Below are 16,842 nucleotides of genomic sequence, written 5' to 3'. Positions count from 1 at the left end.
ACGGTGCTCGACGCCGATCGGTAACCGGCGTTTGGCTTTTTCGGTCGGCTACTGGGACAGACTGGTGGTCGCCGCGAGCGTGTCGGTTCCACGGATTGATAGGAGCGGACTCCCCTAGCGGACGTATGTCCGACCGAACCGACGGGAACGGGTGGATCTCTCAACGGACCGGGTTGACCGCCCTGACCGTTGTGAGCGTCGTTCTCGGGACGCTCGTCGTTCTTCCGTACCTCCAGTACGTCCTTCTCGGGGTTGTTCTCGCGTACATCCTGTTGCCCGCACAGCGACGGCTCGAGCGATACGTTCGGCCGATGATCGCGGCGATGACGCTCGTCGTGGGGACGGTACTGGTTATCCTCATCCCGATCCTCTACGTGCTCGCGATCGCGCTCCAGCAGGCTCTCGAAGTCGGTAACGCGGTTCAGGAGGGGACCCTCGACATCGAAACGATCGAAGCCGGCCTCAGGGATACCGGGTACGCCGTCGACCTCGACAATCTCTACGAGACGTATCAGGACCCGATCGCGACGGGCTTACAGGGCCTTGCAACCAGCGCGATCGACTTCGTCAGCGGCCTTCCCGGCATCCTGATCGGGCTCACCGTGACGCTGTTCGTGCTCTTTGCGCTGTTGCGAGACGGCGAACAACTCGTCGCGTGGCTTCGGACGGTGATCCCGGTCAGGGCGGACCTGCAACGCGAACTCATCGAGGAGTTAGACCAGCTCATGTGGGCGTCCGTCGTCGGGAACGTCGCCGTCGCGGCCATTCAGGCGGTGTTGCTCGGGATCGGGTTGGCGCTGCTCGGCGTTCCCGCCGTGGTCTTTCTCACCGTCGCGACGTTCGTCCTCGCGTTGTTGCCGCTCGTCGGGGCGTTCGGCGTCTGGGTTCCGGTAACGGGGTATCTGGTCATGGTTGGCCGGCCCGTCCCCGCCGCGGTTCTGTTCGTCTACGGATCGCTGGTCAGCGCCTCGGATACCTACCTGCGGCCGGCACTGATCGGACGGACGAGCGCGTTCAACGCGGCGATCGTCGTCGTCGGAATCTTCGGCGGCATCGTCGTCTTCGGCGCGGTCGGGCTGTTCATCGGTCCGGTCGTTCTCGGCGGCGCAAAGATCACGCTCGACGTGTTCGCCCGGGAACGCGGACTGGAGACGGCCCCGCTCGAGGAGACCGAGCCGGCCGCCGACGCCGCGACGGATACCGATCCCGAAACCGGGATTACGGCCGACGCGGACCGCGATGACGAGCCGACCGCAGACACCGCGGGTGACGAACCCGACACCGTGACGGAGACACCGTCGGAACCCGACGCCGAGACGGAACCGGATCCGGACGCCGACACCGACCCGACCGCCTGATCGGCCGTACCCACCCGCCCGTCAGTCGTTTTTCCACTCGCCCGGTTCAGCGCCGTGTATTTCTCCTTTCGCTTCCCGCGCCGGCCACGCCGCGAGCGCGAACGTGACGAGGTAAAAGACGGCGAGCAGTGCCGCCACGTAATAGCCGTGGACGCCCGGAAGTTCGGCGGCCTCCGTCCACAGCTGTTCGGGTGTGAACATCGTGACTTTGAACAGCCACGCGACCCCGACGATCGCAAATAACAGCCCGTAGACGCGCTGGATGCGCCGCGACAGCGCCTCGAGAAACGAGACCTTGAACGTCGGATTCCGCAGATCGTCGCCCAGCTCCTCGCGCCAGTACCGGTGTTCGACGCCGACCGGGTCCAGGGCGTTCGCGAACACGTTCTCCTGAACGAACCGCACGCGGGCCCGCCACAGGTCGTAGAACCGGTACCGTCGAACCTCGTAGAGCAAGAAGATACAGAGGACGAACAGCCCGATCAGGAGCAGAAAGGCAGGCATGTTTCGGCTCGAGAATACGAGCGACAACAGGGCGGCGAGCAACGCGATCGCCCAGTCGGTGGTCCGATCGATACGATCTTGGGCGCTGGTGGCCTGACTGACCTCCCCACGGTAGAAGTGCGGGAGCACCTCCAGAAACGAGTCCGAATCGGTGGCGATCCGGGCACCGATCTCCCTGTCCTCGGCCTCGAGCGGCGTCTCCCGCTCGTCGTCGCTATCGCTGGACATGCGTTTCCAACGGCAGCGTTCGGCATAGTGCGACGTGTAGCAACTGCAGGCACACCCGCTGTGGTTGCAGGCTCGAGCACGCGTTCGAGGGCGACCGTCCCGGAGCAGAACGGGTGCGTTAATTATCCCCTAGCCGTTACGAACTGGTATCGTGTCTCGAAACGAGCTTCGCGTGGTACGCGGGCGGGGGCGGACAGGATGGTTCGACCGAGGTACTCGCTAATCATGGACGGAACACACGCCACGGGGAGTCCGTACGCTCCCCACACGGACGAGGAGCGCGCAGCGATGCTCGAGGCAGTCGACGCCGAGACGGTCGACGATCTCTTCGACATCCCTTCGTCGGTCCGATTCGAGGAGGAGTTCGGGATCGACGCACGGACCGAGCGGGAGACGCGACGGCTGGTACGCTCGATCCTGGGACGCAACGACGACCTGACGGAGTTTCTCGGGCGGGGTCATTACGGCTACTACGTCCCGTCGCTGGTCGACCACCTCGCGGATCGGTCGGAGTTTCTCACCTCCTACACCCAGTACCAGCCCGAGGTCTCCCAGGGCTTTCTGCAGGCCCTGTTCGAATACCAGTCGCTGCTGGTCGAGTTGACGGGGCTCGAGATCGCCAACTGTTCGATGTACGACGCCGCGACCGCGCTCGGCGAAGCCGCCACCCTCGCCGATCGGGTGCGGGACACCGACGGCCACCGCGTGCTCATTCCGGACCTCCTGCTCGAGGGGCGACGGAGCACGCTCGAGAACTACGTCGCCGGAACCGACCTGCTCGTCGAGGAGTATCCGACCGACGACGGGAACGTCGACCTGACAGCGCTCGAGGAGGCGGTCGACGAGGATGTGGTTATGCTCTACGCCGAGAACCCGACGGTTCGCGGGACGATCGAGGAACACCTCGCTTCGGTCGGCGAACTCGCCGACGAAGCGGACGCGCTGTTTACGCTCGGCTCGGATCCGATCGCGCTGTCGCTGCTCCAGCGGCCGGCCGACGTCGGCGTCGACGTCGTCGTCGGTGACGCGAGCGTTCTCGGATTGCCGACGAGTTACGGGATGGGGCTTGGGCTGTTCGCCTGTCGCGAGGACTACCTCCGGCAGGTTCCGGGCCGGCTGGTCGGCGCGAGCGAGGACGCGACCGACCGACGGACGTTCACCCTCACCTTGCAGACGCGCGAGCAACACATCCGGCGGGAGCGAGCGACGAGTAACATCTGTACGAACCAGGCGTGGGTCGCGCTCCGTACCGCGATGCACGCCGCCGTGTTGGGTCCGAGCGGGATGGTCGATCTCGCCGAGCGGGGCGTCAGCCGCGCCGAGGACCTCGCGGCGCGACTCGACGACCTCGTCGGCGTCACGGCACCGGTCCACGACCGCCACCACTTCCGGGAGTTCGTCGCCCACGTCGATCAGCCCGCGCGGGCTATCGCAGACGACCTCGAGAAACGCGGGTTCGCCGTCCACGTCGTCGGCGATCACGAGATCCAGGTCTGCGTCGCCGGCGTCCCCGACGAGCGGCTCGATCCGTTCGTCGAAGCCGTCGGGGAGGTGGTTCGATGAGCGACGAGCGCGCGGACGAGGCCGGACAGGTCCGCTACGATCAGGCCCGGTACGTCGACGACGGCCAGTACGAACCGTTGCTCTCCGAGAAAGACCAGACGCGCGTCGAGATCGGCGGCGACGGCTCGGACTCGCCGCTGCCGGACGACCTCACCCGCGATTCCCTCGAGTTACCCGAACTGTCGGAACCCGAGCTGGCCCGCCACTACACGCGCCTCTCCCAGATGGTCTACGGGATCGACAGCGGCCCCTACCCGCTCGGCTCGTGTACGATGAAGTACAACCCCAAGTTCACCGAGGACGTGGCGGCGTTGCCCGGTGGGGCCGTCCACCCCGATAGGTCCGAAACGTCCGTCCAGGGGACCCTCGAGCTCATGTATCGGCTGCAGGACTACCTCGGGCGGATCGGCGGGATGGACGCGGTGACCCTCCAGCCGCCCGCCGGCGCGGCCGGCGAGTTCGTCGGCATCAGGGTCGCCGCGGCCTACCACGAGTACAACGGCGAGGGCCACCGCGACGAGGTCATCGTTCCCGAAAGCGCCCACGGCACGAACTTCGCCAGTGCCGCACTCGGCGGGTACGACGTCGTCTCCCTGCCCAGCGACGACGACGGCCGCGTCGATCTCGAGGCGCTCGAGGCCGCCCTCGGCGAGAACACGGCGGCGCTGATGCTGACGAATCCGAACACGCTCGGGTTGTTCGAGCGGGACATCGAGGAGATCGCCGAAATGGTCCACGACGTCGGCGGCCTGCTCTATTACGACGGTGCGAACCTCAACGCCTTGCTCGGTCGCGCCCGGCCGGGCGACATGGGCTTCGACGTGATGCACTACAACGTCCACAAGACGTTCGCGACGCCACACGGCGGCGGCGGCCCCGGTGCTGGCCCGGTCGGCGTCGTCGAGGAGTTGGCTCCGTTCCTGCCAGCGCCTCGCGTCCGACGGGACGGCGCGAGCAAGAGCGAACCGGGGTACGAACTGTTCGAGCCCGAGCACACGATCGGCAAGGTCCACGGATTCTACGGCAACTGGCTCGTGCTCGTGAAAGCCTTCGCGTACATCGCGCGGCTTGGCGACGAGGGACTCGCGGACGCAAGCGCGAAGGCCGTGTTGAACGCGAACTACCTCGCCAGCCGGATCGAGTACGACGTCCCCTACGAGCCGTTCCACCACGAGTTCGTCGCCAGCGCGGGCGAACAGGACGCCGCCGACGTGGCGAAACGGATGCTCGATTACGGCGTCCACCCGCCGACGACCAAGTGGCCCGAGATCGTCCCCGAGGCGCTGATGACCGAACCGACGGAGGTCGAGAGCAAGGCGACGCTCGACCAACTCGCCGCAGCGTTCGACGCCGTCGCCGCCGAAGACGAGGCAACGCTCGAAGCCGCGCCCGAGCGGACGGCCGCACGCCGGATCGACCAGACGAGCGCCGCCCGAAGCCCGCGGCTGTCGTGGCAGGCGCTTGCGGACGACGGCGAGTCAGAATCCGAGTAGACTCGCCGACAACCGACGCGTTACTGCACCGGGGTCGGCAGTCCGTCCTCGAGGTGATCGAGCAACGCCGGGTGAAGCGACCCGTTCGAGCCGAGCAACGCGGTCCGGCCATCGGCGTCGAGATCGAAGTCGAACGGCTCGCCGCGTTCGTCGGTGATCGTCGCGCCGGCGGCCCGGGCGATCACCAGCCCGCCGGCGACGTCCCAGGGGTTTGTGTCGTGCTCCCAGGTCGCGTCGGCGCTGCCGCTCGCGAGATAACAGAGATTGAGCGCGGCCGAGCCCAGCCGCCGAACCCCGCGGGACTCCTGATAGAAATGGGAGAGGAACGTCCCGTCGGGATCGTACCCCGAAATGAGCATGCTCTCGTCGAGGCGGTCCCGGTCGGTCGTCTCGATCGGTTCGCCGTCCTTGCAGGCTCCCTGTCCCGCGATCGCGCTGAACAGTTCGTCGGTTTCGGGGACGTAAACGACGCCCATGGCGGGGGTTCCGTCCTCGAGCAGCGCGATCGAGATCGAGTAGTTCGGGTTTCCGTGGGCGAAGTTCCCGGTGCCATCGAGCGGGTCGACGACCCACGTGTACCCGTCCTCGCCCTTCCGGCGGGGCTGTTCCTCCGAGACGATCCCGTGTTCGGGGAACTCGTTGTCGATGACGGTGGTGATGATCCGGTTGGCCTGGTGATCGGCCTCGGTGACGATGTCGGATTTGTCACTTTTGACGGCGATCGATTCGACCTGGCCGTGGAGTTCCCGGAGGGGCTCGCCGGCCGCCTCGGCGGCCTCCGTTGCGATCGTAAGCGCGCGCTCGAGGGTATCGGAGCCGGCGGTATCGGGGTCGATCGGCGAACCGGGCCGAGCCGCGGCCGAATCGGGAACGCTCGCGGAGCTGATCGCCGAAATCGGGGGATCGTCGACGTCGCGAATGTCCCACCCGAGTTTCTTCGAAATCGCGGTGAAGAAGTGGTCGTCGTAGCTGGTCCGGACGACGTGTGCGAGTCTGGCGGCCCCCGTCACCAGGATCTCCTCGCCCGTCTCGAGGATCCTGTGAGCGCGGCCGCCGTCGACGAGGAGACTCGCCGGTCCCTTGGTGAAGATCCGGAGTTCGGTCGACGGCGACACGACGATGGGACGAACGCCGAGCTGGTGGGTGTGTAACGGAACGAGCTGGAGCGTGTGGTTGTTGACCGGGTAGTGGATCGGCCCGTTCGCCGACAGCGAGACGCCGGTCGATCCCGTCGGCGTCGAAACCGCGAGGCCGGTCCCCTCGAACTCGCCGACGTACTCGTCGTCGGCGTAGACGTCGAGTCGCGTGATCTTGCGATCGATCGGGTTCTCCGGCGGAACGTGCTCGATCATCACGTCGTTGATCCCCGTGGCATCGATCCCCGGTCCCTCGACGGCAACCTGCTGGCGGCTGTCGACCGCCGCGCGACCGCGGATCACCTCGTCGAGGGCCGCTTCGAGGTCTTCGGGTTCGACGCGGGCGAGAAAGGAGAGCGTCCCCGTGTTGACCCCCAACTGGGGGACGTTCCGCGGGGCGAACGTCTTGATACCCTCGAGAAAGGTCCCGTCACCGCCGATAGTGACCCCGAGCGTCGCCCGGTTCTCGTCGTAGACGTCGTCGATGTCGTCGCCCACGTCGACGGTCGAGAGATCGACGCCGCGGTCGTCGGTCCAGGCCGTCAGCTGCGTGACGACGTCGTCGCTGTCCGGACTGACGATGGCGATGATCTCGTCCGTCGTCGCGAGCCTGCGTCCTTGCATTGGTGATTGCGTCGGGCCGGTCCGCTTATGGGTGTGGTGGTTTCACCGGGACCGGCGGCGACGGAGACGCGATCAGGGACCGCGGTCGGACGAGAACGGAAGCAACATCCGGGTTCGGGATTCTCCAGTCGAACGGTGTCGTCTTCAGGCGTCCGCCGCGCTCGAGTCGACGGTCGCTCCGTTGTCGGAGATCCGGACGAACCCGTAGTCACAGTCCGGACAGTGCCACTTGACTTTCTCGCCGAGGTGTACCGTCGTGCTCGCGGCGCGATAGAAGGTGCGCTCTTCGCCGCAGTCGGGACAGTCGTGGTCGAGTTCCAGCGCCATAGGCGACCGTTTCGGGTGAAGCGAATTTAACGTACTGGTTTGCACAGCGACGCCGTCCGAACTGGTTCGGGCGCTCGAGCCCGCGACGACGGCATCGGCGGTTCGTACCGATCCGATTCCGGACAGCAATTAAGTGAGCGCCTTCCGTCGGTTCGGATATGTCGATCTACACAGGCCGTGGTGACGACGGGGAGACGGATCTCCGGGACATGACTCGCGTCTCGAAGACCAGCGCCCGCATCGAAGCCTACGGAACCGTCGACGAACTCAACGCCCTGCTCGGGACGATTCGACCCACCGGCCACGACGACATCGACGAGCGGTTGCGGACGGTCCAGAACCACCTCCACATCGTCCAGGCGGAGTTCGCGAATCCGGACCCGGACGAGGACGATCCCGTCGTGCGGGCCGACCACGTCGAGACCATCGAAGCGTGGATCGACGAGTACGACGAGGAACTCGAGCCGCTGACCACCTTTATCCTGCCGACCGGGAGCGAACACGGCGCACAGTTACACCACGCCCGAGCCGTCTGTCGCCGCGCCGAACGGCGAGCGGTCGCACTCGCCGGTGAAGAACAGATCAACGAGCAGGCAGTTCAGTACCTGAACCGGCTGTCCGACGGCCTGTTTACGCTCGGCCGCGTCGTCAACAGCCGCGAGGGAGAACCGGAAGAACAACCGCAGTACTGACGCGATACCCGCCGAACGGGGAGTCGTCGTTCGCGGTCAGGGCAGCGTCGCGGTGTCTCGTAGCCGTCTAGACGGCTTCCGCTGTTTCCTCGGCGGCCGTCTCGAGGATCGTCGCTGCGACCGACAGGTTCCGATCCGGTTCGAGACGATCGGCCGCCGGCCTGTACTCGACGATATCCGCGTCGTCCAACAGCGGCAGGTGGGTGTGATGCAGGCTGATCTCGAGACGACGACGCGACGAGGTCGCGGGTTGGCCCCGGGTTGCCGAGTCCGAAACCAGATGCGCCACGAGGTCGTCCGATGATGCGGGTGACTGTCGCTCGTCGAGGTAGCGACAGATCCGTCGGCGCTGTTGATCGGCCAGTGCGTTAAACACCGGATCGATATCGGTTATTGCCATGCAGTACCGGTCTCCACCGGACGGTACAGTCAGCACCCGGCCTGACGATCCAAGCCTTTAAGTGTCAGTCGTAGTGGAGCGTCGATTCGATCAGCGCCGAAACCCCACGCCGTAACCGCTCCGAGACCGATTGCGACGAGATCCCGAGTTCCGCTGCGAGCTCCGACTGTGAAACCCCGCGAGGAACATCGAAATAGCCCAGTTCGTACGCCCTCACCAGCGTTTTGCGCTGTGTGGCGGTGAGGGCGGTTTCGTCGCCACCGTCGGTCTTCCGGCAAAGCGAGAGGAGAAAGAACGAACAGCCCCGGGCGGTGTAGGCCTCGCGGTACTCGAGCAGCGTTTCCCGATCCGGAAACCGCATTCGGAGTTGCCAGCCGTCGTGTGTCGCGTGTGCCTCGAGAAGCACGACATCGTCGTCGCACCAGCGCGGAAACGTCGATCTGGCCCGCCCGTACTCCGTAACGTCGACGCGGTAGAACGACGCCGACTCGATCGCCGCCAACCGGCGACGGTTGGTCACCGTTGGATCGGCGTCGACGGCGGTTTCGAACGGCGAGACGTCGACGCCGGACATCCGGAACAACAATCGAATGCCGTCGTCGCCGGTCCGGTACTGTTGTTCGTGAACGATTCGGATATCGGGAAACGCCTCGAGCGTGCTGTGGAGAATCGTTTGGCCGACTGCGAATTCGGCGACCAACACACCTAATCGTTTACCCACCACTTATAAAAACCACTCCACTTACAACGCGTTCGAAATGGTCGACGGCGGGGCTTTCGGTGGGAACTGGACGGCTCCGGCCGCCGATGGATTCTGTCGCCTACGAAAGGACTATATTCGGTCGCGGCCTATGTGTGTGATGACCACCCATGAACAAGCACTTCCACGACAGCCTGTACTACCTCACGCGTGCCGGCGAACACGCGAAACTCGGCATCAGGACCACACTCGAATCGGTCCGGGAACGCGTCCGCGAACTGACCGGTCGGGAACCCGAGCCCGAACCGAATCGACTCGAGACGCTCCGGGCGGAACTGACGGCGCTCGAGGAGAACGCGGAGGGCCGGGCTCGCGACGCCGTCAAGCGCGCTCGGCGGACGCTGGGGGCATCCCGTTCGAACGGGGCGTCGGCCGAGCGGTGAAAGGAAGCCTTAAGTCGAACGCACGGATACAACTCCGTGCGGGTTGGTGATCTAGTCCGGTTATGATACCTCCTTCACACGGAGGAAGTCGGCAGTTCAAATCTGTCCCAACCCACTGATTTTGCGCCGAACAATTCCGTGAGGCGCAAGTCCGTTACGTTGGAACGGATTCGATCCAGTGAGTGAAACGACCGCGGTTCAAATCTGCCCCGACCCATTTTTCGAACCACAACTCGTGAGGAGCGACGCGGCGAGCGCGTCGCTCGAAAACCGGTATCGCAGTTCGAACCGGACGAGTCACGCACAGCGAAGCGAGCACCCCGAGAGATCACGGTCGGAGGCCGGGGCGGCGAGTTCCGTCACTCGAGTTTCCGGAGACAGTGACGGCAGAACGTCGCGACGGGATCGTTCGTCGCCGAGCAGGCGACACACCGACCGTCGTCGGGCTGTGCGTGGGGTTCGGACGAGGGGGTGAAAAGGGATTTTTCCGGATCGGCGTACGCATCGATGACGTCACCCCAGGTAACCGCCGGGTCGGTGTCGCCGGTACGGGAACTGGCTCGAGTGACGAGCGACCGTCGTTGCATGGCGACGAGTCCGCGCCAGAATCCGAGAAAAAGGAGCGACGGAAGGAGACAGAGCAACAGCACTGCTCCGAGGACGATGAGGGACATAGGCGATGATTCTCGCCGTCGACGATAATCGGCCTCGTTCAATCGTCCACGAGTCATAGCCGTCGAGCCGGGCTCGTCCAGCGGAGCGGGTACTGTTCCCTGCCGGTGGCGGTAGCTGTTGAATGTCAACGTGCGTCACGAGCTAGCAATTCCCCAGCAAGGCGCACAGACAGTCAAAGAGAGCCCCGACCGCGTCGATCGGATCGCGGAGCAGTTCGAGGAGATGGGCGACGAACTCCGGGAGTGTTATCTGCTGTTGGGACGGTTCGACACGATCACGATCAGCGGGTTTCCCGACGACGAGACGGCTGCACAGGCGATTCTCGCCGTCACCGAGCAGGGCAACGTCAGTTCGGAGACGGTGAAGGCGTTCTCGAGGGAGGCGATGCGGGACCTGATCGCGGGGCTTCCGTAACGCTCCGGGTGACGGTGATGCTGGCCAGTCGGACCGATCGGTACGACGGCGGTTCGAACCCGCTCGATGCATTCGAGTCGCAAACGGAGCCTTCCGAATCGTCGGAAGAGTTGGAGACGTGTCACGGGACGACCGCTGATGCGGCCCCGAAGAAACGCGGGCACAGCGGTGCTGGAACACCGATCCGACGTTCCGTGAACACCCCTCGCCTAACGGACCCTTTTGCTGTACCGGACGCTGTGTGTCACCCATTACCCCGGGACAACGATCGCGTTCACGGCGCATTCCACATCTCTCGAACAGGTATAGAAAGTCACCATACCGCGGTAGAAGGAGCGGGAAAATTCGTTTCTAGGGGAGAAACAATCGAGTCGGTATATGGCCGGGTCGGTGGATGGAGTTGCTGCAACGCGCCAGCAACCGAATCCGAGGTGACAAAATGCCGACAGCCGACAAGAATACCGACCCCCCTGAAAGAGACGGATGGCTCGATCTCGAGCGGCGGCCGCTGCTGAGCGTGCTCGGGACCGGTGGCGTGCTCTCGCTGGGCAGTAGCGTCGCGACTGCTCACAGCGATGACGACGTTCCCGCCACCGGCTACAGCGGTGATGCCGCCGACCGGGACGTTGCGGAGATCGATCCGTATTACGGCTTTGCAACGCCGGATGCCGACGAGATCCCCGAAACGCTCGCGCCCGACTCCGTCGTCGAACTTCACTCGGCCCCGCCGGAAGACCCCGAAAACCCGGACCGGCCACCGCTTTTCCACTTCGAACCGACCGGCCTGCACCTGGACAGCGGTGATATCGTGGCGTTCGTTCTCGACGAGCCGGATCACAGCATCACGACCTATCACCCCGCGAAAGGGTTCCAACAGCGGGTCCCTGACGGAGTGGCACCGTTCTCGTCGCCGGTTCTCAGCGTCGGCGCGGCCTGGCTCTATCGGTTCGGCGAAGAGGGGGTCTATGACCTGTACTGTGGCCCGCATCACGTCTTCGGAATGAACATGCGGATCGTCGTCGGCGACATCGCCGAGACGGACCTGCCGGACTACGTGGAAACGTTCGAAGGGAGCGAGGACCCGCCGCTCCTCGCCCCGTTCAGCAAGGAGTTCCTCGAGCACGACCTCAACGCACCGAGCGATCGAAACGAGGGCTGTGAGTGGCCGTTCCTGACGCCACAGGAAGTACTCAGCGCGGACGCGCTGGATCCGATGCACATCCAGACGCAGGGGTCGGTCCCGTTTGCGGAGGTGTTTGCCGATGTCGATCGCGTCGGAGGGCACGGTCCGAGGCACGATACCCGGGACGAAACCGGTGCAGCGACGACACCGACCGTGCAGGTCCACGAACACGACTAACTCGGCGAGGTTCTGGTCGATTCGGAGGGACGGACGGTGTACCTGTTCCTCCCCGACGAGGCCGAAGACGGGAGTGCCTGTCAAGGCTCCTGTGTCGCGACTTGGCCGCCGTATACGATCGACGACGACCCCGTCGCGGGCGACGGCGTCACGGCTACGCTTACGACCTTCGAACGACGGGATACTGGCGAGTTACAGGTGATGGCGAACGGCTGGCCACTGTACTACTTCGTGCAGGACGACACACCGGGCGACGCTACCGGACAGGGTATCAGCGACATCTGGTGGACGGTCTCCCCGGACGGCACCGCTCTCCGGGAGCGGACAACTGGCTAAGGCGTCCGCTCTCAATCCCCTTTCTCCTATGCTGGCCGAGAGGACGGCGGTTGGCTGGAGCACCCCTCGAAGCCGCGACGAACGTTTAAGCACGCTCGAGTAGTATGCCATCATATGGCATACCAGCTCCGGTGCGATAGCTGCGACCTCGACCGGGAGTGTACGGACTGGGCCGAAGCCAACCGGTATGCGAGCGAGCACGAGGCCGAGTACGTCGATCACTGGGTGAGCATCTACGACTTACAGGAGGCCTGAACTGAGCGGGGGCTCCAGCCGGGTCCACGGCCACCCGCCGGCGAGCCGACGCGCTCCGATTCGTTTCTCGAGCCAACCGCCAGAACCGTAACACAGTCCGGCCGAGCCGCCACATACCACTTTACCGCTGGTCGGTGACGGACTCGAGTACACCATGGGAGACATCGACGTTGCCATCGGCGTCGACGCGGACTGCGTCGCCGGCTGGCTCGGCTCGTACGGCGGCGAGGACTCCCCGGCGGACCTCTCCCGCGGGCTTTCGGCCGGGAACGAGGGCATTCCGCGGTTGGTGACGCTGTTCGAACGGACGGGGATCGACACGTCGTGGTACGTCCCCGGCCACACCATCGAAACGTTCCGGGACGAGATCGAAGCCGTCGCGGCCGCCGGCCACGAACTCGGCGTACACGGCTACTCCCACGAGAACCCCACGGACCTCTCGCGGGAGCAGGAGGACGCGATTCTCGAGGTTTCGATCGAGTTGATCGAGGACGTTACGGGGGCGGAGCCGGCGGGCCACCGCGCCAGCTGGTGGGAGTTCAGCGAGAACACGCCGGAACTGGTCGAGAAACACGGCTTCGAGTACGACAGCAGCCTCATGGAGCGGGAGTTCGAGCCGGGCTGGATGCGCAAGGGCGACGACTGGGAGAAGATCCAGTACGACAGGGACCCCGAGACGTGGATGGAACCCTACCAGTACGGCGAGGAAACCGACGTCGTCGAGATCCCGATCAGCTGGTACCGCGACGACATTCCCCCGATGCTGTTCATCAAGCAGCCGATCTACCACGCAGGGTACAAAGACCCCGAAATGATGTACGAGCAGTACTACAAACGGCAGTTCGACTTCCTCTACGACCAGCGCGGGGCCGGCGTGTACACGTTCACGATCCATCCCGACATCCACGGGCTGCCGCACATGATCCCGCTGTTCGACGAGTTCATCCGGTACGTGCAGGGCCACGACCGCGCCGAGTTCGTCACCCTCGAGACGGTCGCCGAGAAGTTCGCGGACGATCCGTCGGTCTACGAGAGCGAGGGCGACTACGTCTAGGCCGCGTCGTCGGCAAACGCCGATCGAAGGGTCGATACGTCCGGGTCGTCGAACGCCTCGAGCGCCAGCGTCAGCCGGATCCGGGCCTGCTGGGCCGACAAGCCGCCGGCGAAGACGGCTCCGTGCGCTCGCAGCCGCTGGCCGCCGCCGACGCCGCCGTAGACCGGCGTCGTTCGGCCCTCGAGACAGCGGGAGGTGACGACGGCGGGGATGCCGTCGTCGATGGCCGCCCGGACCGCATCGGCGATTCCCGCCGTCGCGTTTCCGAGCCCGGTTCCCTCGATTACGAGGCCGTCAGCGCCGCGTTCGACGGCGGCCTCGACCAGCTCGCCGGTCGCGCAACTGCCGCTTTTGATCGTGCGGACGGCCGGCTCGAGCGACGTCGCCGGGAGCGGACGCGTTTCGCGCTGCGGCGGCCGGTGGATCGTCACGCCCTCGCGGTCGACGGTCGCCACCGGTCCCGCGTCCCGGGAGCGGAACGCGTCCAGCCGCGAGGTGTGAACCTTCGTCGCTGTCCGGGCGGCGTGGATCGCCTCGTCGAACGCGACGAACGTCCCCCCGGCCCCTCGATCGGCGAACGCGCGGCCGGCCCGGACCGCGGTCAGGAGGTTCGCCGGGCCGTCCGGGCTGACCTCGTCGGGCCGGCGCTGGGCACCGGTCAGGAACACCGGCGTCTCCGGCTGGACGGCGACGTCGAGGTAGTAGGCCGTTTCCTCCATCGTGTCCGTGCCGTGAGTGACGACGACGGCGTCGGCGGCGTCGCTCCCGTCGGCGTCGGTGATCGCCCGGACGCGCTCGCCGATCGTCTCGAGCGTTTCGGCGTCCATCTCGTAGCTGGGGACGCGAGCGACTTCCTCGACCGTGAGGGAGGCGTACTCCTTCAGTTCGGGAACTGCCGCCACGAGGTCCTGTCCCCGCTTCGTCGGATGCGCACCGTCTTCGGCCGCGGTGCTCGCGATGGTCCCGCCCGTACTGAGCACGGTGACGTGCATACGGGACGCGTCGACCGCGAGTCACGAAAAACCGACCCGGAACGGCCACGCACGGTTCCGGATTCCATAGGTTCTTGCTCACGTCACCCACACGTTCCGGCGATGCGGTACTACGAAGACATCGAGATCGGAGAAACCCAGGAGTTCGGCGAGTACCACGTGACCAAGGAGGAAATCGTCGAGTTCGCCGAACAGTACGATCCGCAACCGTTTCACGTCGACGAGAGCGCGGCCGCGGACTCCGCGTTCGGGGAACTGGTCGCGTCCGGGTGGCACACCGCCGCGATCTGTATGCGCCTGCTCGTGACCGGCCCCATGCAGGACCGAGCCAGCATGGGTGCCCGCGGCGTGGACGAACTGCGCTGGAAACGGCCCGTCACGCCGGGGGACACGCTGTCGATCCGCACCGAGGTTCTGGACAAGCGGGTCTCGGAAAGCGATCCGCGACGGGGGTACGTCGACGAACGGCTCGAGGGGCGCACCGGGGACGGGGACGTCGTCCTCTCCTGGATCGGACTCGGGATGATCGCCCGGCGGAACGCGGAGTCGGCGGACTCCTGACGGACGTTACCGGTCGGCCGGCTTCGACTCCGGGTTCGGAGCGACGGAGACGGATGCCGACAGGATCGCGGTCTGGACCGTTCGCAGGTCCGTCTCCCGAATTGTCGCTGCGGCCTGAAACCGTTCGCGGACGCGGGCCACCCGGCGGGGTGCGGCGGCCAGCCGGACGAGCACGAACGCGTCGGGATCGATCCGCGCGGCCGCCTCGAAGTCCGCGGCGTCGTACAGGGCCGCGAAGTCGTCGACCACGGCCGCGACCAGTTCGTCGGTCGCCGTAGCCCCCGGATCGCCACGCGGGACCGAATCCGCCGTCTCGTCGAAGTAGGTCTCGAGATCGAGGACGCCGGCCTCGTCGTAGACGTACTCCTCGAGCGCGTCGACGACTGGCTGTGACACGTAGACGCCGAATAGCTTGTAGCGGTCGGCCCCGGACATTACGCGGGCCTTCGCGGTCGATGCGTAAAATACCGACGCGGCCGCGCACGAACCCCGTCAGACCACCGCGTTGACCCAGTCGGCGGTGGCGAACTTGTACCGACAGCCCTCACAGAGGACGACCTCGATGACTTCGTCCGTCGACAGGTAGATGTGGTACCGGCTCACCGGCAGGGTTTCGTCCCCGCAGTTCGCACACGCCGTTGTCGTTGCGTCCATCGTCGGTGTCGCTCTCGAGCGGGACTACGACCCTGATCGGTATAATTGCTAGCACCCATCACTGATCGGTGCTCGAGGCGGCGGCCGCTCACGAAGTCACGGACAGCGAACGTCGACCGCTTGCCGATAACGGGGAGACGGGACGACGGCCGAGCGAACGCCGGCGACGACGCCCGTAACAGTATGAACAGTCCCGACAGCGGGAAGTAACCTGCTATACAGAGACAGGAACGTGCACGAAATCGGCTATCGAATCGGCGTCGGGTTGTATATTCTGTGGCTTCTGCTGGTGGTATTGCTCGTCCTTGGTCGGTATTCGTTCGTCCCGGTGTTCGGGTTTGTCCACACCGGTGTCGTGGTTGGCACAGCCGTTCTGACCCTCGTCGGCGCTGGCCGACTGGTACGAACCGGCTATCATCGGCTCGAGGAATGAGAAGTCCGCAGTCGTCGTTCCCGAACCGGCCGATTCCGTTCGATCCCATCGAACGCAATCGGGCGTCTCCCTGCCGGGAAGCGAAGGTCGTTGGAGTCGCTGCACAATATATTGCACTCGATACGACACTAGATATAAGTTAGTCTGGGTGATAGTTCTCACTGGAAGCTATCGTCTCCAGAACCGTCGCAGGGGGCATGCGCTGAAATGCCCCGGGTGCTAGGACACCCGAGACGTGGCTTCCAACCCGGTGAGGTCGAAGCCATGATTGCGTACCCGCTCCCGAGACATAAACGTCTCGCACGACATTCCGTTCGCTCGACACGGATAGCGGCGCGTCCGAGGTGCGTTTTTGGGCCGCGTTCGGCGGTCGTGCCGAACCGGCCCGCTCGAGTCCGGCGGTCGGCGGGGGTCGATGGGGGATTCCCGCGAGGTCGCACCTCGCCGCGGTCGCTCGAGCGAGCGCGTCATGGTGACGACCGATCCGGACCGATGCGCTGGACCGCGAGCCGCGGTCGGCTGATCGCCCGCCGACCGTGAGGGCATCGTGGCTTCCGGCCCACCCCCGCCGCCGTCGTCTCGAGGACTCCGCAGCGAGAGAGCCGCGTTCTCGAGCACGAACGGCCGTTGACCGTCGAGT

At 65.4% G+C, this 16,842-nt stretch carries 20 protein-coding genes and 1 tRNA gene; 12 read left to right on the top strand and 9 right to left on the bottom strand.

The features are described 5' to 3' along the window. The first annotated feature begins 125 nt into the window (after positions 1–125). On the top strand, positions 126–1,358 hold the full coding sequence (locus TX80_RS00125; RefSeq protein ID WP_049920799.1) for an AI-2E family transporter: 1,233 nt from the start codon (positions 126–128) through the stop codon (positions 1,356–1,358). 21 nt (positions 1,359–1,379) lie between these two features. On the opposite strand, the gene TX80_RS00120 is transcribed toward TX80_RS00125, so the two are convergent. Continuing rightward, positions 1,380–2,090, bottom strand: a complete 711-nt coding sequence (locus TX80_RS00120) for a DUF2270 domain-containing protein (RefSeq protein ID WP_049920798.1) — start codon at positions 2,088–2,090, stop codon at positions 1,380–1,382. A gap of 225 nt (positions 2,091–2,315) precedes the next feature. Between TX80_RS00120 and gcvPA the strand changes: the two genes are divergently transcribed. Together gcvPA and gcvPB are read left to right on the top strand one after the other, a co-directional pair. After that, positions 2,316–3,653, top strand: coding sequence for an aminomethyl-transferring glycine dehydrogenase subunit GcvPA (gcvPA, locus tag TX80_RS00115; protein WP_049920797.1), 1,338 nt, complete (start codon positions 2,316–2,318; stop codon positions 3,651–3,653). Further along, complete coding sequence (gene gcvPB / locus TX80_RS00110) at positions 3,650–5,146, top strand: aminomethyl-transferring glycine dehydrogenase subunit GcvPB (protein WP_049920796.1); 1,497 nt, start codon at positions 3,650–3,652, stop codon at positions 5,144–5,146. Before gcvPA ends, gcvPB begins: the two co-directional genes overlap by 4 nt. A gap of 20 nt (positions 5,147–5,166) precedes the next feature. Here the strand turns inward: gcvPB and TX80_RS00105 are convergent, their stop codons facing one another. After that, on the bottom strand, positions 5,167–6,906 hold the full coding sequence (locus TX80_RS00105; RefSeq protein ID WP_049920795.1) for an NAD(+)/NADH kinase: 1,740 nt from the start codon (positions 6,904–6,906) through the stop codon (positions 5,167–5,169). A gap of 144 nt (positions 6,907–7,050) precedes the next feature. Continuing rightward, entirely contained in the window at positions 7,051–7,233 is a 183-nt protein-coding gene (locus TX80_RS00100; RefSeq protein ID WP_049920794.1) for a DUF7838 family putative zinc beta-ribbon protein, read from the bottom strand. 158 nt (positions 7,234–7,391) lie between these two features. On the opposite strand from TX80_RS00100, the gene TX80_RS00095 reads away from it, so the two are divergent. Beyond that, complete coding sequence (locus TX80_RS00095; RefSeq protein ID WP_049920793.1) at positions 7,392–7,925, top strand: cob(I)yrinic acid a,c-diamide adenosyltransferase; 534 nt, start codon at positions 7,392–7,394, stop codon at positions 7,923–7,925. 67 nt (positions 7,926–7,992) lie between these two features. Here the strand turns inward: TX80_RS00095 and TX80_RS00090 are convergent, their stop codons facing one another. Together TX80_RS00090 and TX80_RS00085 are read right to left on the bottom strand one after the other, a co-directional pair. Then, positions 7,993–8,325 carry a DUF7344 domain-containing protein gene (locus TX80_RS00090; protein WP_049920792.1) on the bottom strand — a complete coding sequence of 111 codons (333 nt, stop codon included), beginning with the start codon at positions 8,323–8,325 and terminating at the stop codon, positions 7,993–7,995. A 64-nt stretch (positions 8,326–8,389) separates the two neighbouring features. Next, positions 8,390–9,028: a helix-turn-helix domain-containing protein gene (locus TX80_RS00085; RefSeq protein WP_049920790.1), complete on the bottom strand. Its 639-nt coding sequence runs from the start codon at positions 9,026–9,028 to the stop codon at positions 8,390–8,392. 167 nt (positions 9,029–9,195) lie between these two features. On the opposite strand from TX80_RS00085, the gene TX80_RS00080 reads away from it, so the two are divergent. Both TX80_RS00080 and TX80_RS00075 read left to right on the top strand, forming a co-directional pair. Continuing rightward, positions 9,196–9,468: a DUF7553 family protein gene (locus TX80_RS00080; protein WP_049920789.1), complete on the top strand. Its 273-nt coding sequence runs from the start codon at positions 9,196–9,198 to the stop codon at positions 9,466–9,468. A 40-nt stretch (positions 9,469–9,508) separates the two neighbouring features. After that, positions 9,509–9,583 (top strand) — tRNA-Val (locus TX80_RS00075). Positions 9,584–9,827: 244 nt separating this feature from the next. Here TX80_RS00075 and TX80_RS00070 read toward each other — a convergent pair. Then, the gene (locus TX80_RS00070) at positions 9,828–10,142 is read right to left on the bottom strand and encodes a hypothetical protein (protein WP_049920787.1); all 315 of its coding nucleotides are present in this window, start codon (positions 10,140–10,142) and stop codon (positions 9,828–9,830) included. A gap of 130 nt (positions 10,143–10,272) precedes the next feature. Between TX80_RS00070 and TX80_RS00065 the strand changes: the two genes are divergently transcribed. The 5 genes from TX80_RS00065 to TX80_RS00050 all read left to right on the top strand — a co-directional run bounded on the left by TX80_RS00065 (position 10,273) and on the right by TX80_RS00050 (position 13,562). Beyond that, positions 10,273–10,557 carry a GYD domain-containing protein gene (locus TX80_RS00065; RefSeq protein WP_049920786.1) on the top strand — a complete coding sequence of 95 codons (285 nt, stop codon included), beginning with the start codon at positions 10,273–10,275 and terminating at the stop codon, positions 10,555–10,557. 439 nt (positions 10,558–10,996) lie between these two features. Continuing rightward, the gene (locus TX80_RS00060) at positions 10,997–11,917 is read left to right on the top strand and encodes a cupredoxin domain-containing protein (protein ID WP_049920785.1); all 921 of its coding nucleotides are present in this window, start codon (positions 10,997–10,999) and stop codon (positions 11,915–11,917) included. 12 nt (positions 11,918–11,929) lie between these two features. Continuing rightward, complete coding sequence (locus TX80_RS00055; RefSeq protein ID WP_268258132.1) at positions 11,930–12,253, top strand: COG4315 family predicted lipoprotein; 324 nt, start codon at positions 11,930–11,932, stop codon at positions 12,251–12,253. Positions 12,254–12,367: 114 nt separating this feature from the next. After that, positions 12,368–12,508 carry a hypothetical protein gene (locus TX80_RS19205; RefSeq protein ID WP_195893004.1) on the top strand — a complete coding sequence of 47 codons (141 nt, stop codon included), beginning with the start codon at positions 12,368–12,370 and terminating at the stop codon, positions 12,506–12,508. Positions 12,509–12,662: 154 nt separating this feature from the next. Continuing rightward, entirely contained in the window at positions 12,663–13,562 is a 900-nt protein-coding gene (locus tag TX80_RS00050) for a polysaccharide deacetylase family protein (RefSeq protein ID WP_049920781.1), read from the top strand. Here the strand turns inward: TX80_RS00050 and TX80_RS00045 are convergent. Further along, entirely contained in the window at positions 13,559–14,554 is a 996-nt protein-coding gene (locus TX80_RS00045) for an asparaginase (RefSeq protein WP_049920780.1), read from the bottom strand. The two genes, TX80_RS00050 and TX80_RS00045, sit on opposite strands and share 4 nt — an antisense overlap. Before the next feature lie 102 nt (positions 14,555–14,656). Here TX80_RS00045 and TX80_RS00040 point away from each other — a divergent pair, with 102 nt between their 5' ends. Further along, positions 14,657–15,115, top strand: a complete 459-nt coding sequence (locus TX80_RS00040; protein ID WP_049920778.1) for a MaoC family dehydratase — start codon at positions 14,657–14,659, stop codon at positions 15,113–15,115. Between the two features lie 6 nt (positions 15,116–15,121). Here TX80_RS00040 and TX80_RS00035 read toward each other — a convergent pair whose 3' ends face one another. Both TX80_RS00035 and TX80_RS19200 read right to left on the bottom strand, forming a co-directional pair. Continuing rightward, on the bottom strand, positions 15,122–15,550 hold the full coding sequence (locus tag TX80_RS00035; RefSeq protein WP_049920777.1) for a hypothetical protein: 429 nt from the start codon (positions 15,548–15,550) through the stop codon (positions 15,122–15,124). Between the two features lie 57 nt (positions 15,551–15,607). Next, positions 15,608–15,769: a hypothetical protein gene (locus TX80_RS19200; RefSeq protein ID WP_195893003.1), complete on the bottom strand. Its 162-nt coding sequence runs from the start codon at positions 15,767–15,769 to the stop codon at positions 15,608–15,610. Positions 15,770–16,842: the final 1,073 nt, after the last annotated feature.

Source organism: Halopiger djelfimassiliensis (assembly GCF_000455365.1).
Taxonomy (GTDB): Archaea; Halobacteriota; Halobacteria; order Halobacteriales; family Natrialbaceae; genus Halopiger_B; species Halopiger_B djelfimassiliensis.
Note: the sequence above shows the minus strand (reverse complement) of the source record. Positions and strands in the feature narration are given on the sequence as shown.

Excerpts from the sequence above, each read along its gene's own strand:
- TX80_RS00035 (WP_049920777.1), bottom strand. The coding sequence starts at position 15,550 with ATGTCCGGGGCCGACCGCTACAAGCTATTCGGCGTCTACGTGTCACAG.
- TX80_RS19205 (WP_195893004.1), top strand. The coding sequence starts at position 12,368 with ATGGCATACCAGCTCCGGTGCGATAGCTGCGACCTCGACCGGGAGTGT.
- TX80_RS00125 (WP_049920799.1), top strand. The coding sequence starts at position 126 with ATGTCCGACCGAACCGACGGGAACGGGTGGATCTCTCAACGGACCGGG.
- TX80_RS00105 (WP_049920795.1), bottom strand. The coding sequence starts at position 6,906 with ATGCAAGGACGCAGGCTCGCGACGACGGACGAGATCATCGCCATCGTC.
- TX80_RS00045 (WP_049920780.1), bottom strand. The coding sequence starts at position 14,554 with ATGCACGTCACCGTGCTCAGTACGGGCGGGACCATCGCGAGCACCGCG.
- TX80_RS00090 (WP_049920792.1), bottom strand. The coding sequence starts at position 8,325 with ATGGCAATAACCGATATCGATCCGGTGTTTAACGCACTGGCCGATCAA.
- TX80_RS19200 (WP_195893003.1), bottom strand. The coding sequence starts at position 15,769 with ATGGACGCAACGACAACGGCGTGTGCGAACTGCGGGGACGAAACCCTG.
- TX80_RS00080 (WP_049920789.1), top strand. The coding sequence starts at position 9,196 with ATGAACAAGCACTTCCACGACAGCCTGTACTACCTCACGCGTGCCGGC.
- TX80_RS00050 (WP_049920781.1), top strand. The coding sequence starts at position 12,663 with ATGGGAGACATCGACGTTGCCATCGGCGTCGACGCGGACTGCGTCGCC.
- TX80_RS00070 (WP_049920787.1), bottom strand. The coding sequence starts at position 10,142 with ATGTCCCTCATCGTCCTCGGAGCAGTGCTGTTGCTCTGTCTCCTTCCG.
- gcvPA (WP_049920797.1), top strand. The coding sequence starts at position 2,316 with ATGGACGGAACACACGCCACGGGGAGTCCGTACGCTCCCCACACGGAC.
- TX80_RS00095 (WP_049920793.1), top strand. The coding sequence starts at position 7,392 with ATGTCGATCTACACAGGCCGTGGTGACGACGGGGAGACGGATCTCCGG.
- TX80_RS00100 (WP_049920794.1), bottom strand. The coding sequence starts at position 7,233 with ATGGCGCTGGAACTCGACCACGACTGTCCCGACTGCGGCGAAGAGCGC.
- TX80_RS00120 (WP_049920798.1), bottom strand. The coding sequence starts at position 2,090 with ATGTCCAGCGATAGCGACGACGAGCGGGAGACGCCGCTCGAGGCCGAG.
- TX80_RS00040 (WP_049920778.1), top strand. The coding sequence starts at position 14,657 with ATGCGGTACTACGAAGACATCGAGATCGGAGAAACCCAGGAGTTCGGC.
- gcvPB (WP_049920796.1), top strand. The coding sequence starts at position 3,650 with ATGAGCGACGAGCGCGCGGACGAGGCCGGACAGGTCCGCTACGATCAG.
- TX80_RS00060 (WP_049920785.1), top strand. The coding sequence starts at position 10,997 with ATGCCGACAGCCGACAAGAATACCGACCCCCCTGAAAGAGACGGATGG.